At 68.6% G+C, this 12,807-nt stretch carries 14 protein-coding genes; 6 read left to right on the forward strand and 8 right to left on the reverse strand.

Translation table 11 applies throughout. The annotated features are described in order from the left end of the window. Position 1: 1 nt before the first annotated feature. Entirely contained in the window at positions 2 to 1,009 is a 1,008-nt protein-coding gene (locus tag BU124_RS10380) for a Hint domain-containing protein (protein WP_084863475.1), read from the reverse strand. Positions 1,010 to 1,136: 127 nt separating this feature from the next. Between BU124_RS10380 and BU124_RS10385 the strand changes: the two genes are divergently transcribed. The 6 genes from BU124_RS10385 to BU124_RS10410 all read left to right on the forward strand — a co-directional run bounded on the left by BU124_RS10385 (position 1,137) and on the right by BU124_RS10410 (position 5,725). Beyond that, on the forward strand, positions 1,137 to 1,916 hold the full coding sequence (locus BU124_RS10385) for an SDR family oxidoreductase (protein WP_084863477.1): 780 nt from the start codon (positions 1,137 to 1,139) through the stop codon (positions 1,914 to 1,916). Between the two features lie 78 nt (positions 1,917 to 1,994). After that, positions 1,995 to 3,074, forward strand: a complete 1,080-nt coding sequence (locus tag BU124_RS10390) for an ABC transporter ATP-binding protein (protein ID WP_084863532.1) — start codon at positions 1,995 to 1,997, stop codon at positions 3,072 to 3,074. A gap of 236 nt (positions 3,075 to 3,310) precedes the next feature. Beyond that, entirely contained in the window at positions 3,311 to 3,526 is a 216-nt protein-coding gene (locus tag BU124_RS10395; RefSeq protein WP_084863479.1) for a twin-arginine translocase TatA/TatE family subunit, read from the forward strand. Positions 3,527 to 3,540: 14 nt separating this feature from the next. After that, positions 3,541 to 4,005 carry a Sec-independent protein translocase protein TatB gene (tatB, locus tag BU124_RS10400; protein WP_084863481.1) on the forward strand — a complete coding sequence of 155 codons (465 nt, stop codon included), beginning with the start codon at positions 3,541 to 3,543 and terminating at the stop codon, positions 4,003 to 4,005. Beyond that, a complete protein-coding gene (tatC, locus tag BU124_RS10405; RefSeq protein ID WP_084863483.1) occupies positions 4,002 to 4,883 on the forward strand; it encodes a twin-arginine translocase subunit TatC in 882 nt (293 codons plus the stop codon). Before tatB ends, tatC begins: the two co-directional genes overlap by 4 nt. A 47-nt stretch (positions 4,884 to 4,930) precedes the next feature. Beyond that, the gene (locus BU124_RS10410) at positions 4,931 to 5,725 is read left to right on the forward strand and encodes an ATP-binding protein (protein WP_084863534.1); all 795 of its coding nucleotides are present in this window, start codon (positions 4,931 to 4,933) and stop codon (positions 5,723 to 5,725) included. Positions 5,726 to 5,772: 47 nt separating this feature from the next. On the opposite strand, the gene BU124_RS10415 is transcribed toward BU124_RS10410, so the two are convergent. The 7 genes from BU124_RS10415 to radA form a co-directional block, all read right to left on the reverse strand. Further along, on the reverse strand, positions 5,773 to 6,969 hold the full coding sequence (locus tag BU124_RS10415; RefSeq protein WP_084863536.1) for a LysM peptidoglycan-binding domain-containing protein: 1,197 nt from the start codon (positions 6,967 to 6,969) through the stop codon (positions 5,773 to 5,775). A 77-nt stretch (positions 6,970 to 7,046) separates the two neighbouring features. After that, positions 7,047 to 7,664 (reverse strand): protein-L-isoaspartate(D-aspartate) O-methyltransferase, encoded by a 618-nt coding sequence (locus BU124_RS10420; protein ID WP_084863485.1) that lies wholly within the window; start codon positions 7,662 to 7,664, stop codon positions 7,047 to 7,049. Between the two features lie 14 nt (positions 7,665 to 7,678). Then, positions 7,679 to 8,467 carry a 5'/3'-nucleotidase SurE gene (gene surE / locus BU124_RS10425; protein WP_084863487.1) on the reverse strand — a complete coding sequence of 263 codons (789 nt, stop codon included), beginning with the start codon at positions 8,465 to 8,467 and terminating at the stop codon, positions 7,679 to 7,681. A gap of 55 nt (positions 8,468 to 8,522) precedes the next feature. Continuing rightward, the gene (locus tag BU124_RS10430) at positions 8,523 to 9,164 is read right to left on the reverse strand and encodes an SDR family NAD(P)-dependent oxidoreductase (protein WP_084863489.1); all 642 of its coding nucleotides are present in this window, start codon (positions 9,162 to 9,164) and stop codon (positions 8,523 to 8,525) included. Between the two features lie 66 nt (positions 9,165 to 9,230). Then, entirely contained in the window at positions 9,231 to 10,721 is a 1,491-nt protein-coding gene (gene purF / locus BU124_RS10435) for an amidophosphoribosyltransferase (protein WP_245831668.1), read from the reverse strand. 107 nt (positions 10,722 to 10,828) lie between these two features. Beyond that, entirely contained in the window at positions 10,829 to 11,386 is a 558-nt protein-coding gene (locus tag BU124_RS10440) for a CvpA family protein (RefSeq protein ID WP_084863490.1), read from the reverse strand. 38 nt (positions 11,387 to 11,424) lie between these two features. Further along, entirely contained in the window at positions 11,425 to 12,789 is a 1,365-nt protein-coding gene (gene radA, locus BU124_RS10445) for a DNA repair protein RadA (protein WP_084863492.1), read from the reverse strand. Between the last annotated feature and the right edge of the window lie 18 nt (positions 12,790 to 12,807).

The raw sequence follows: 12,807 nt of genomic DNA on the forward strand, positions 1-12,807 counted from the left end.
CTCAGGTCGCCGAGGAGGCGCGGCGCAACCGGCGAACGGCGTCGGGGCGGCGGACCATTTCCTCCTGCACCTCGTAGTCGAGGTGATGGCGCGCCTCGTGGCCCGGCAGCGTCTCGCCCAGCCGGGCGGCAAGCTCGCGGGGCAGGGCGGGGCGGGTCCGGCTGTCTACCAGCAGGGTCTCGGCGGCGATGCCCTCGGCATAGATGATCTGGTGATCGTCGAAGAGGAGCTGGAAGTAGTCCACGAAGCCGCCGTCCTGCTGGTAGACCGTTTCACCGTCGATCAGGTGGCGCACCTTGACCAGCACCTCGGCCCGGCCGGCGCCGATCTCGTCGCGCCGCTGGTAGATGAACAGCCGGTGCTCGGGCGACAAGAGCAGGTCGCGCGTGTTGAACAGCGCGCCCGCGCGGATCAGTACCGGGGCGAAATCGCCCACGGCGCGCAGCGTCATCTCGCCGATCCAGCGGATTTGCTGCGGGCCGCTGTCGCGCGTCAGGACCCGGTCGCCGGTCTTCAGGTCCTCGATGGGCACCTGTTCGCCCGAGGCCAGCGTGATATGGGTGCCACGGGCGAAGCTGACGAAGGCGACCTCGCCGAAACGGGCCGGGGCGCTTTCGCGGTCGGCGCCGACGAGCCGGTAGTCGCTTTCCGGGCGCAGCTGCGCCAGCGGCAGCAGCAGGACGTTGGCCGCCTCGTCGCCCTCGACCTCGACCATGACCAGCGCCTCGAGCGTGGTGCCGTCGGTGCCCATGAGGGTCAGGCAGCAATCGAGGTAGAGCGCATTGCCCGGCGTGCCGATCTCCGAGCCCGCCGCGACGCGCAGGCACTGCGCGCCCGTGTCCGGGCAATAGGCCAGCGCCAGGCGCCGGGCGCCCGGCGCCAGCTGATAGACGTCGTCCATCACCAGCTCGTCGAGAAACGAGATCGGCTCGCCCTCGGCCACGCCGTCGCGCACGCGGAAGGCCTCGCTGGGGAAGACCGGGATGGTGTGGCTGGCAGCGGCGGTCATCTGTCCTCTGAAAGTTGTCTCTGGTGAATTGTGACAAAGCTACATAAGGATTGGGGCGAAAACAGGTCAACGATCAGCCAGTTCGATGGCGATTGTATCACAGTGTGGAACGACAGGGAGTAACGCGATGGACTACGGGATTCGGGGAAAACGGGCACTGGTCTGTGCGTCCTCCAAGGGGCTGGGGCGCGGCTGTGCCGAGGCGCTGGCCGAGGCCGGGGTGAACCTGATCCTCAACGCCCGCGGCGCCGAGGCGCTGGAGGCCACGGCCGCGGAGATACGCGCGGCACACGGGGTCGAGGTCGCCACCGTGGCCGCCGACGTGACAACGCCCGAGGGCCAGGACAGCGTGATCGCCGCCGCCGCGGGGGTCGATATCCTGGTGACGAATGCCGGCGGGCCGCCGCCGGGCCTGTGGACGGACTGGGATCGCGACGATTTCATCGCCGCGCTGGATGCCAACATGCTGGCGCCCATCGCGCTGATGAAGGCGCTGTTGCCCGGCATGATGGAGCGCGGCTGGGGCCGCGTCGTCAACATCACCTCGCAGTCGGTGAAATCGCCGATCCCCGTGCTGGGCCTGTCCAATTCGGCGCGCGCCGGGCTGACGGGCTATGTCGCGGGCACTGCGCGGCAGGTGGCCCCCCACGGCGTGACGATCAACAACATGCTGCCGGGCATCCATGCCACCGACCGCGCCGACAGCCTCGACAAGGGCGTGAGCGAAAGCCAGGGGATCACGATGGACGAGGCCCGCGCCCAGCGGCAGGCCACGATCCCCGCCCGCCGCTATGGCACGGCGCAGGAATTCGGGGCCATGTGCGCCTTCCTGTGTTCCGACAAAGCGGGCTTCATCGTCGGCCAGAACATCCTGCTGGACGGCGGCGCGGTGAACGCCACGCTTTGACCTTGCCCCCCGGGCGCGGGGTTGCTATCTGCCCCTGATACCCGATTTTTTCGGTCGGATAACGAGGCGCAGGTGGCAGTGCAAACCCCAAGGCTCGAGGTCAGGTCGCTGGTCAAGTCCTACCAGGGCCGGCGCGTCGTCGACGACGTGTCGCTGTCGGTGCAGCCGGGGCAGGTGACCTGCCTGCTGGGGCCCTCGGGCTGCGGCAAGTCCACCACGCTGCAGATGATCGCCGGGATCGAGATGCAGGACAGCGGCGAGATCTGGGCCGACGGCGCGCTGCTGTGCGACACGGTGCATCGCATCCCCCCCGAAGGGCGCGGCATCGGGCTGATGTTCCAAGACTTTGCCCTGTTTCCGCACCTGAGCGTCGCGCAGAACGTCGCCTTCGGGTTGCGCGGCCCCCGCGGCATCCTGCGCCGGCAGGCCGAGGCGCAGCTCGACAAGGTCGGGATGCTCGCCTATGCCGACACATACCCGCACGAATTGTCGGGCGGCGAACAGCAACGCGTCGCGCTGGCGCGGGCGCTGGCGCCGAAACCCGCGATCATGCTGATGGACGAACCCTTCAGCGGGCTTGACAACCGCCTGCGCGACGGTATCCGGGATGAGACTCTGGACCTGCTGAAAGAGGCGGGCGCGGCGGTTCTGCTGGTCACGCACGAGCCGGCCGAGGCCATGCGCATGGCCGACGAGATCGCCCTGATGCGCGACGGGCACATCGTCCAGCGTGGCGCCCCCTACAACATCTACAACACCCCCGTCGACAAGGAAGCGGCGGCGTTTTTCAGCGATATCAACGTGATCCGCGGCACCGCGCGCAACGCCCTGGTCGAGACCGCCTTCGGCCAGTTCCTGGCCCCCGGCACGCCCGACGGCACCGAACTGGACATCGTGATCCGGCCCCAGCACCTGAAGATCGATTTCGACCGCGACGGGCGCGGCCCCAACCCCACCCCTGAGGACGGCACCCCGGCCCGCGGCGTGGTGGAGCGCGCGCGGTTCATGGGGTCCGAAAGCCTGGTGGAGTTTCGCATGGACTACGACGGCTCGCTGCTGCGGGCCGCGGTGCCCTCGGTCTTTCTGCCCAAGCCGGGCACGGCGCTCTGGCTGATGATCCGGCGCGACCGGTGCTTTGTCTTTGCCCATGCGCCCTGAGCGGCACAATCGCGCCTGCGCGGTTGCGTCACATCCGCCACGGCGGGCGCGAATCGCGGTAATGATGCAGTAATATCCGTTGGGCGGCCGGGGAACGGCCCGCTTGAAAACCGCCCCCGGCCCGCTTTAATCAATTGGGCGGGGCAATTGTGCCTTTCATCGGCGGCCATATGCCCCTAATCCTCGGGGCTGACGACCACATGCGGGCCGCATGGCCCACAGAGCGGAGAAATGACATGCTCAACAACATAGGCCTTCCGGGGCTTCTTCTGATCGCCATCGTCGTGCTGGTGCTTTTCGGGCGCGGCAAGATCTCGTCCCTGATGGGCGAGGTCGGCAAGGGCATCACCGCCTTCAAGAAGGGCGTGGATGACGGCACCAAGGAGCTTGACGCCGAGTCCGACGAGGTGGCCAAGAACGTCACCCCGGAAGACGAAGACACCAAAACCTGATCGGCTGACGCAACATGCCTGATCTTGGCTGGACCGAGCTGCTGGTAATCGGAATCGTGGCGCTGATCGTGGTCGGCCCCAAAGACCTGCCCGGCCTGTTCCGCGCCTTCGGACGCTTCACCGGCAAGATGCGCCGCATGGCGCGCGAGTTTTCCTCGGCCATGAACGCCGCGGCCGACGACTCGGGCGTGAAGGACATCGACAAGACCATCCGCGCCGCGTCCAACCCGGCCAAGAGCGCGGCGGACGCCGTCCGGAGTTCCGCGAAATCCGCGATGAAACCCGGCGGCGAGACCGAGCGCCTCTCGCAGGAGCGCAAGGAGGCCGCCGAGAAGATCCGCCAGAACGCCGCCCGCGTCGCCGAGGACCGCATGGCCCGCGAGGCCGCCGCGGCCGACACCGCCGGCGAGAGCGGCGCGGACGCGCCTGATGAGGATACCGGCGAGACCGCGCCCGGCCCCACGAAGGACAGCGCATGAGCACTGGCGACAGCACCGGCGACGAGATCGAGGACAGCGCCGCACCGCTGATCGAGCACCTGACCGAGCTGCGAACGCGGCTGATCCGGTCGGTCATCGCCTTTCTGGTGGGCATGGTGATCTGCTTTACCGTCGCCACGCCGATCTTCAACTTCCTGACCGACCCGCTGTGCCAGGTCCTGGCCGAGCGCGGGCAGGATTGCGACCTGATCTTCATCTCGCCGCAGGAGGGCTTCTTCGTGGCGGTCAAGGTCTCGCTGCTGGGCGGATTCGCCCTGGCCTTTCCGGCGATCGCCCACCAGATGTGGCGCTTCGTGGCCCCGGGGCTTTACCGCTCGGAACAGGGGGCGTTCCTGCCGTTCCTCGTGGCCTCGCCCTTCATGTTCTTTCTCGGCGCGGCCTTCGCCTTCTACGTGGTCACGCCGCTGGCCTATGATTTCTTCCTCGGCTTCCAGCAATTCGGACAGGCGGGCGAGGCGGTCGTCGACGAACAGGTCTCGCAGGGGCTTTCGGTGGTCTTCCAGGGCTCGGCGCAGGAATACCTGAACCTCACGATCAAATTCATCCTCGCCTTCGGGCTGTGCTTTCAACTGCCCGTGCTGCTGACGCTGATGGGCAAGGCCGGGCTGGTCAGCGCGCCGGGGCTGCGGCAGGTGCGCAAATACGCGGTGGTCGGTATCCTGGCGCTGGCGGCGCTGGTGACGCCGCCGGATGTCATCACGCAGGTGATCCTCTTCGTAGTGGTTTATGGTCTCTACGAAGTCTCGATCCAGCTGGTCGCGCGGGTCGAACGCAAGCGCGAGGAACGCCTGCGGGCCGAGGGCCTGTGGTTCGAGGACGACGCGGACGACGACGCCGGGGAGGACGCGGACAGGTGAGCCGGGAGGAGGAGGCTCTGCTCCGCATCGCTGGGGCGCTGGAGCGCATGGCTCCGGCGCCCGTTCCGGCCCCCGATTTTCGTGCGGCGCAGGCCTTCGTCTGGCACCCCGATCCCGACCGGCTGGTGGCCGTTGACCGGATCAACCGCGTCGAGATCGACCTGCTTCTGGGCATCGACCGGTCCCGCGACACCCTGCGCCGCAACACCGAACAGTTCGCCCGCGGCATGCCGGCCAACAATGCGCTGCTCTGGGGCGCGCGGGGGATGGGGAAATCCTCGCTCGTCAAGGCGGTGCACGGGGCGGTGGCCGCCGCGCATCCGCAGCTCAAGATTGTCGAGATCCAGCGCGAGGACCTGCCAAGCATCGGCCGCTGCCTGGCGATGCTGCGCGGGCGCGCGGAGCGTTTCATCCTGTTCTGCGACGACCTGTCCTTTGCCAACGACGATCAGCACTACAAGGCGCTCAAGGCCGTGCTGGACGGCGGTGTCGAGGGGCGCCCCGAGAACGTGGTGCTCTACGCGACGTCGAACCGGCGCCACCTGATGCCGCGCGACATGATCGAGAACGAACGCTCCACCGCCATCAATCCGGCGGACTCGGTCGAGGAAAAGGTCTCGCTGTCGGATCGCTTCGGGCTCTGGCTGGGCTTCCACCCCTGCGATCAGGAGGAGTTTCTTGCCATGATCGAAGGCTATTGCGCGGCCTACGGCGTTGCCGTCGATCCCGAAAGCCTGCGTGCCGAGGCGCTCGAATGGCAGGCCACCCGCGGCGCGCGCTCGGGCCGTGTGGCCTGGCAGTTCTTTACCGACCTGGCCGGGCGTCAGGGCGTGCGGATATGACCGCATTTCCAGAAATTCGGTCGCCGATCAAAATTCTGGAATTTTGATCACGGCAGGTAGTCGGCCGGATTGACCCGGTCGGTGCCGTCGGCCACCTGCAACTGGAAGGTGCTGCTGTCGCCCGTCGCCGTAAGCCCGAGGGTCTCTCCCTGCGAGACGGAGTCGCCCTTGCTGACCGATATGTCGGCCACGCCGATATAGACGGTCGAGATATTGTTGCCGTGGTTGACCAGGATGAACTTGGTGCCGTTGACCTCTTCGCTGATCAGCCTGACTGTTCCATCGGCCGCGGCGCGTACCGCCTCGCCCGGGTCGGTCGAGAAGACGATGCCCCTGCTCTGCGGCGGATCGTACTCGCGGATGATGCTGCCCGAGACCGGGTAGACCAGTGGCGCGTCGGTGGCCGCGGCGCTTTGGTCGCCGATATCGGGGCTGGGCGGCGGCGTTTCCGCGGCCCCGGTCTCGGGGCTGTCGGCCGGCAAAGGCTCGGCGGCGCTGGGCGGGGTGGGGGCCTGCGTCCCGCGGCCCGGTTCGGTCACCTCTTCGTCGGGTGGGGTCGGCGCGGTTCCCGTGGCGGGGATCAGCAGTTGCTGGCCCTCGCGGATCGTCATGTCCGCGCCCAGACCGTTCCACTCGGCCAGCCCACGCACCGGCACGCCGTACAGCCGGGCGATGGAATAGGCTGTCTCGCCACGCTCGACCCGGTGGCGCAGGGGTTCCGCGCCTGCGGGCGCGCTTGTCTGGGGCTCTTCGGCAGCGGCGGGCGTCTGTTGTTGCGGCTCGGCGCGGTCGATCGCGTCCGCGGCGAGCGTGGTCACGTCCACCTCCGACGGAGGGCGGATCGGGCCGGTGCGCTCGGCGCCGGTGGCGGGCGAAGGTTCGGCGACGCGGCCGGGAAGGGCGACGATCTCGTCCCGGCGCAGCGGCGTATCGGGCTCGATGGCATTGTAGCGGGCCAGTTCCTGCGCGTTCAGCTCCAGTCGGCCGGCGATCTGGCGCACGGTCTCGCCCTGGCGGGCGACCACGACCTGGTAGCCGGGGTAGGAGATCACGCCGCGGTCGTCGGGCCGCGGGCGATCGGGCAGGTCCGCGACCGATTGCGAGGTGTCGAACCCGCCGCCCAGGTCGCGCAGGTCAAGATCGGCGAGGTTGCCGTCGGCGTCGCAGGCGGCCAGCGCGATCAGCGCGGTTCCGGCCAGCACCAGACGGCCGGGCCGGACGGAAAAACGGGTCAACTGGGGCATGAACATCTACTCGGTCCTCGGGGCTGGGCGATCATTCCGGGCTCTGCGCCGCCTTTTTTGAAAAGTATAGGGGAAAATCAGTCGGCGCCCAAGCCCCCGACCAGCGGAACGAAGCGCACCGGGCGCAGTTCCTCGTAGTCGAAGCCGTCGTCGCCGCGGGTCACGCGGATCAGCGATTGCACGGTGTCGGACTGGCCCACCGGCAGCACCATGACCCCACCGGGCTTGAGCTGGCCCAGCAGCGGGCCCGGCGGGTCCTCGGCGGCGGCGGTCACGACGATGCGGTCGAAGGGGGCCTGTTCGGGCAAGCCGTGGCTGCCGTCCGCGGTCATGGCGGTGATATTGGTCAGGTCCATGTCCTCGAACAGGGTGCGGGCCGCCTGCACCAGCCGCTTGTGGCGGTCCACCGTGTAGACCCGCCGCGCCAGGCGGCTGAGGATCACCGCCTGATAGCCCGACCCGGTGCCCACCTCCAGCACCTTGTCGCGCGGCTGCACCTTCAGGGCCTGGGTCATCAGCCCCACCACCGAGGGCTGCGAGATCGTCTGGCCGCAGGCGATGGGCAGTGGCATGTCCTCGTAGGCGCGGTCGGCGAAATGGCCCTTGACGAAGCGCGACCGGTCGGTGCGTTCCATCGCGACCAGCGTGCGCGCATCCGTCACCCCCTTGGAACGCAGCGCGTAGACAAAGCGCATCTGCTGTTCCGGTGTCACGACAGGGCCTCCTGCAGGGCGGTCAACCGGTCGTGGGCGGTCAGGTCGGCGCGCATGGGCGTGACCGAGATGTGCCCCTCCAGGTTGACGGCGGCATCGGTGCCCGGCGCGGTCGGTGCGTGCTGCGCGCCGCCCTTGATCCACAGGAACCGCCGCCCGGCCGGCGAATGCGTCGGCTCCACCGAAAAGCCGGTGTCGGGGCGAAAGCCCTGCGGCGCGGCCCGCGTGCCCTTGACCTGCGCGGCCGGCACGGGCGGAAAATTCACGTTGTAGAACAGCCGGTAATCGGCTCCGCTGTCCCAGGGCGCGCTGTCGAGCAGGGTGTGCACGGTGGCCACGCCGTGCACGGCGGCCGCCTCGAAGGGGTCGTCGGCCCCGGCGTTATCGGGGCCGTAGTATTGCGACAGCGCGACGGCGGGCAGGCCCTGCAGCGCCGCCTCCATCGCCCCGCCGATGGTGCCCGAATACATCGCGTTCTCGGCGGCGTTGTTGCCCCGGTTCACCCCCGAGAGCACGAGGTCGGGCCGGGCCCCGGCCATGACGTCGTGCAGCCCGGCCAGCACGCAGTCGGCAGGCGAGCCCTCGGCGGCGAAGCGGCGCTCACCAAGCTGCGCGATCATGGTCGGATGGCTGTAGGAAATGCAGTGGCCGACGCCGGATTGCTCGAAGGCGGGGGCGACGGTCCAGACCTCGCCCTCGGGGCCGGCGATCTCGGTCGCGATGGCGTGCAGGACCGCGAGGCCCGGCGCGTTGATCCCGTCGTCATTGGTGATGAGAATGCGCATGTCGGCCCCCTTTTCGCGCCTGTCTATCCACGGCGCAGGCGGGCGGCAAGGCGTGCTATCGCGCGATCTGGGGCAGAAGCCGCGCGGCCTCGTCCTCGGGCTTGGCGAGGGGGCTGCGGTCCTCGCCGGGGTGAAAGCGGGCGCGGGTGCCGGTGGGCATCGGCCGCGGTGTCAGCACCTGCACCGCCGGGCCGGTCCGGACGGTCTCGGCCTGCCAACTGCGCGCCAGCGCGATCTGCGCCGCCTTCGAGGCTCCGTAGGCCCCGTAATAGGGCTGGCCAGCCTGTGGATCATCGAAGAACACGGCCCGCCCCCCGGTGCCCAGCAAGGGGGCAACATAGCCGATCAGCCGCTGCGTGGCGGCGACGTTGACGTTCATGGAACTGTCGAAATCCTTGGTCACCATGGCGGCCGCGGGGGACAATGGGGCGGCGTGAACCGCCGTGTGAACCCAGAGATCGACCTTGCCCCAGCGGTCGTGGATCGAGCGGCACAGCTGCTGCATGGCCGCGTCGGTGGTGATGTCCATGGGCGCCAGCGTCGCCTCGCCGCCGCCGGCGCGGATGCGGTCGTCAAGCTCTTCCAGCGCGCCTGTGGTGCGGGCCACGGCGACGATGTGATGGGTCGGGGCGAGGGCCTGGGCCAGGGCGGCGCCAAGGCCGCGGCCGGCGCCGGTGATGAGGGCGATCGACGTCATGGCCTGCTGTTATGCCAGCGCGCGGGGCTTGGCAATCCCGGTCGGCGGGGCTTGCGGGTCGCTTGTCTACTCGGCGGCCTTCATCTGGAAGCCCTGTTCCAGCATGTCGGTGGGTTCCACCGGGTAGTCGCCTGAAAAGCAGGCGTCGCAATACTGCGGGCAGCCGGTGTCGCGGCCCTGCGACTCGCCCACGGCGCGGTAGAGCCCGTCGAGCGAGATGAAATTGATGCTGTCGACACCGAGGTGGTCGCGCATCTCGTCCTCGGACATGGTGGCGGCCAGCAGCTTCTCGCGCTGGGGCGTGTCGACACCGTAGAAGCAGGGCCAGGCCGTGGGCGGGCTGGCGATGCGGAAATGCACCTCGGCCGCGCCGGCATCCAGGATCATGTCCTTGATCTTGCGGCTGGTGGTGCCACGCACCACGCTGTCATCCACCAGGATCACCCGCTTGCCGCGGATCAGCGCGCGGTTGACGTTGAGTTTCAGCCGCACGCCCATGTTGCGGATCTGCTCGGTCGGCTCGATGAAGGTCCGGCCCATGTACTGGTTGCGGATGATCCCCATGGCGTAGGGAATGCCGCTTTGCAGGGCATAACCGATGGCCGCCGGGGTGCCGCTGTCGGGCACCGGGCAGACGAGGTCGGCGGCGACCGGGCTCTCCTTGGCCAGTTCGCGGCCGATGTTCTCGCGCGTGGAATAGACCGACTGGCCGCCGAGGATGCTGTCGGGACGGGAAAAATAGACATGCTCGAAGATGCAGAAGCGCGACCGCGCCGGGCGGAAGGGGTGGTGGCTCTGGACGCCGTGCTCGGCCGAGATGACGACCATCTCGCCCGGCTCGACCTCGCGCAGGAAGTCGGCGCCGATGATGTCGAGCGCGCAGGTCTCGCTGGCAAGCACCCAGCCGTCGCCCAGCCTGCCCAGCACCAGAGGGCGCACGCCCAGCGGGTCGCGGCAGCCCATCAGCTTGGTCCGGGTCATGGCCACCACGGAAAAGGCGCCCTCGACCTTGCGCAGGGCTTCTTCCATGCGGTCGGGAATGGTGCGGCCCATGGAGCGCGCCATCAGGTGGATGATGCATTCGCTGTCGCTGGAGGACTGGAAGATCGAGCCGCGCTCGATCAGTTCGCGGCGCAGTTGCAGCGCGTTGGTGATGTTGCCGTTGTGGGCCAGCGCCGCGCCGCCCATGGAAAACTCGCCGAAGAAGGGCTGCACGTCGCGGATCTGGGTGCCGCCCTTGGACCCCGTGGTGGAATAGCGCACGTGGCCGATGCCGATGGGGCCGGGCAGGGTCGCCAGCAATTTTTCCGAGGTGAAGTTGTCGCGCACCAGCCCGAAGCGGCGGGCCGAGTTGAACCCCTGCTCGGCGTCATGGGTGACGATGCCGCCCGCCTCCTGCCCGCGGTGCTGCAGCGCGTGCAGCCCCAGCGCAACGATCGAGGCGGCGTCGGCGACCCCGACGGTGCCGAACACCCCGCATTCCTCTTTGAGCTTGTCGTCGTCTGACCCGTCGCCGGCATAGTCGAAAGGATGGGCGGGCGGCAGCACCTTGGTCACGAACGGACCCTCCGAATCTCACGGACTGAACCTTGGCCCCGACATACTGCGGTGCGGCGCGACTGTCACGAAACGATTACAAAGCCGCGCCGATCGTGCGGCGGGGATCAGGCCGGGGTGCAGCCCGCGACCAGCTGTTCGTACTGCGTGGTGATCCAGCCCAGCGCCTGTTCGGGGTTCTCCGACTGCATCCGCTCGGTGAAATTGCCGAAGACGGCGCTCGCGCGGCTGTCGTCGACCATGGCAACCTCCTGCGTTTGCAGGATGGTTTCGTAGACGAAGAAGGCTACGGCCACCAGCAGGATGCCCCGCAGCGCCCCGAAGAGGAACCCCAGCCCCTGATCGAGGCCACCCAGCGCCGAGCGTTGCACCAGCGAGGAAAACAGCGGCGTGAAAAGCGACATGATCACCAGCACCACCGCGAAGACCGCGGCAAAGGCGGCGATGACGGACAATTCGCAGCTGTCGCCGATGAAATCGCCCAGCACGGGAATCTGGCGCACCAGCGGCGTGACCCGGTCGGCAAAGATGAAGGCGAGTATGGCGGCGGCGACCCAGCCGGCGATGGCCATGACCTCGCGCACAAGGCCACGGCTGTAGGCCAGCAGCGCCGAGAGCACGATGACGACGGCCACGATCCCGTCGATGAGGGTGAAATCGCCCATGCTGTCCCGGCCCCTTGCTTTCTTGGCGGTGCCCCGGGCTACCTGGCCCCGAAGACCCCCTCGACGAATTCCGGCAGGTCGCGCATTTCGCGCAAGTCCACGCCGCCGGACCCCACGCGTTTTGCCCGCACCGGGGTTATCGCCGTTTTAAAACCAAGTTTCGCGGCTTCTTTCAACCGGTTTTCGGTCTGGCCCACGGGGCGCAGCGCGCCCGACAGCGAGATTTCCCCGAAGAGCACGCAGTCGGCCGCCAGCGCCGCGTCCTCCTTGGCCGAGATCAGCGCGGCGGCCACGGCCAGGTCCGCGGCCGGTTCCGACACGCGCAGCCCGCCGGCCACGTTCAGATAGACGTCGAGCCCGGTAAAGGGCAGGCCCGCCCGCGATTCCAGCACTGCCAGGATCATCGCCAGCCGGCCGCCGTCCCAGCCCACGACCGTCCGGCGCGGCTGGGAATGCGGCGAGGGGGCGACGAGCGCCTGAAACTCGCACAGCATGGGCCGCGATCCTTCGATCCCGGCAAAGACGACCGACCCCGGCGCCGGGTCGCCGCGCTCGGACAGAAACAGCGCCGAGGGGTTGCGCACCTCGATCAGGCCCTTGCCCGACATCTCGAAGACCCCGATCTCGTCGGCGGGGCCGAAGCGGTTCTTGTGGCTGCGCAGGATGCGGAACTGGTGGCCGCGCTCGCCCTCGAAATAGAGGACGGTATCGACCATGTGCTCGACCACGCGCGGTCCGGCGATCTGGCCTTCCTTGGTGACATGGCCGACCATGACCACCGCGATGCCGCGCCGCTTGGCGAAATTCGTCAGCTCGTGCGCGGCGGCGCGCACCTGGCTGACCGAGCCCGGCGCCGCCTCGACCGTATCCAGCCACATGGTCTGGATGGAATCGATGATGACAAGGTCGGGCGACTCGGCCTCCATCGTGGTCAGGATGTCGCGCAGGCCGGTCTCGCTGGCCAGCTTCACCGGGCTTTCGGTCAGCTCCAGCCGCCGGGCGCGCATCTGCACCTGGGCGGCCGACTCCTCGCCCGAGACGTAGAGCACCTTCAGCCCGGTGCGCGCGAACCGCGCCGCGGCCTGAAGCAACAGCGTGGACTTGCCGATGCCCGGGTCGCCACCCACCAGCAGGGCGCTGGCGGTGACCAGCCCGCCGCCCAGCACGCGGTCAAGCTCGGCCACGCCGGAGTGGGTGCGCGGCGGTTCGGGCTGCTGGGTCGCAAGGTCGGTCAGCGCCAGCGCGCGCCCGCGCTTGACGCCCAGCCCCTTGGCCCGGGGGCCGCTGGACAGCGGCTTGGCCTCTTCAATCGTGTTCCAGGCGCCGCAGGCGTCGCACTGGCCCGACCACTTGGAATGGGTGGCGTTGCAGGCGGTACAGATAAACGACAGGTCCTTGGCCATGTTCCCCTTTTGGCCCAA

The organism is Salibaculum halophilum (assembly GCF_002094885.1).
GTDB classification, from domain to species: domain Bacteria; phylum Pseudomonadota; class Alphaproteobacteria; order Rhodobacterales; family Rhodobacteraceae; genus Salibaculum; species Salibaculum halophilum.

Coding starts and splice junctions, on each gene's coding strand:
- BU124_RS10380 (WP_084863475.1), bottom strand. CDS start 1,009: ATGACCGCCGCTGCCAGCCACACCATCCCGGTCTTCCCCAGCGAGGCC.
- BU124_RS10385 (WP_084863477.1), top strand. CDS start 1,137: ATGGACTACGGGATTCGGGGAAAACGGGCACTGGTCTGTGCGTCCTCC.
- BU124_RS10395 (WP_084863479.1), top strand. CDS start 3,311: ATGCTCAACAACATAGGCCTTCCGGGGCTTCTTCTGATCGCCATCGTC.
- tatB (WP_084863481.1), top strand. CDS start 3,541: ATGCCTGATCTTGGCTGGACCGAGCTGCTGGTAATCGGAATCGTGGCG.
- tatC (WP_084863483.1), top strand. CDS start 4,002: ATGAGCACTGGCGACAGCACCGGCGACGAGATCGAGGACAGCGCCGCA.
- BU124_RS10410 (WP_084863534.1), top strand. CDS start 4,931: ATGGCTCCGGCGCCCGTTCCGGCCCCCGATTTTCGTGCGGCGCAGGCC.
- BU124_RS10415 (WP_084863536.1), bottom strand. CDS start 6,969: ATGCCCCAGTTGACCCGTTTTTCCGTCCGGCCCGGCCGTCTGGTGCTG.
- BU124_RS10420 (WP_084863485.1), bottom strand. CDS start 7,664: ATGCGCTTTGTCTACGCGCTGCGTTCCAAGGGGGTGACGGATGCGCGC.
- surE (WP_084863487.1), bottom strand. CDS start 8,467: ATGCGCATTCTCATCACCAATGACGACGGGATCAACGCGCCGGGCCTC.
- BU124_RS10430 (WP_084863489.1), bottom strand. CDS start 9,164: ATGACGTCGATCGCCCTCATCACCGGCGCCGGCCGCGGCCTTGGCGCC.
- BU124_RS10440 (WP_084863490.1), bottom strand. CDS start 11,386: ATGGGCGATTTCACCCTCATCGACGGGATCGTGGCCGTCGTCATCGTG.
- radA (WP_084863492.1), bottom strand. CDS start 12,789: ATGGCCAAGGACCTGTCGTTTATCTGTACCGCCTGCAACGCCACCCAT.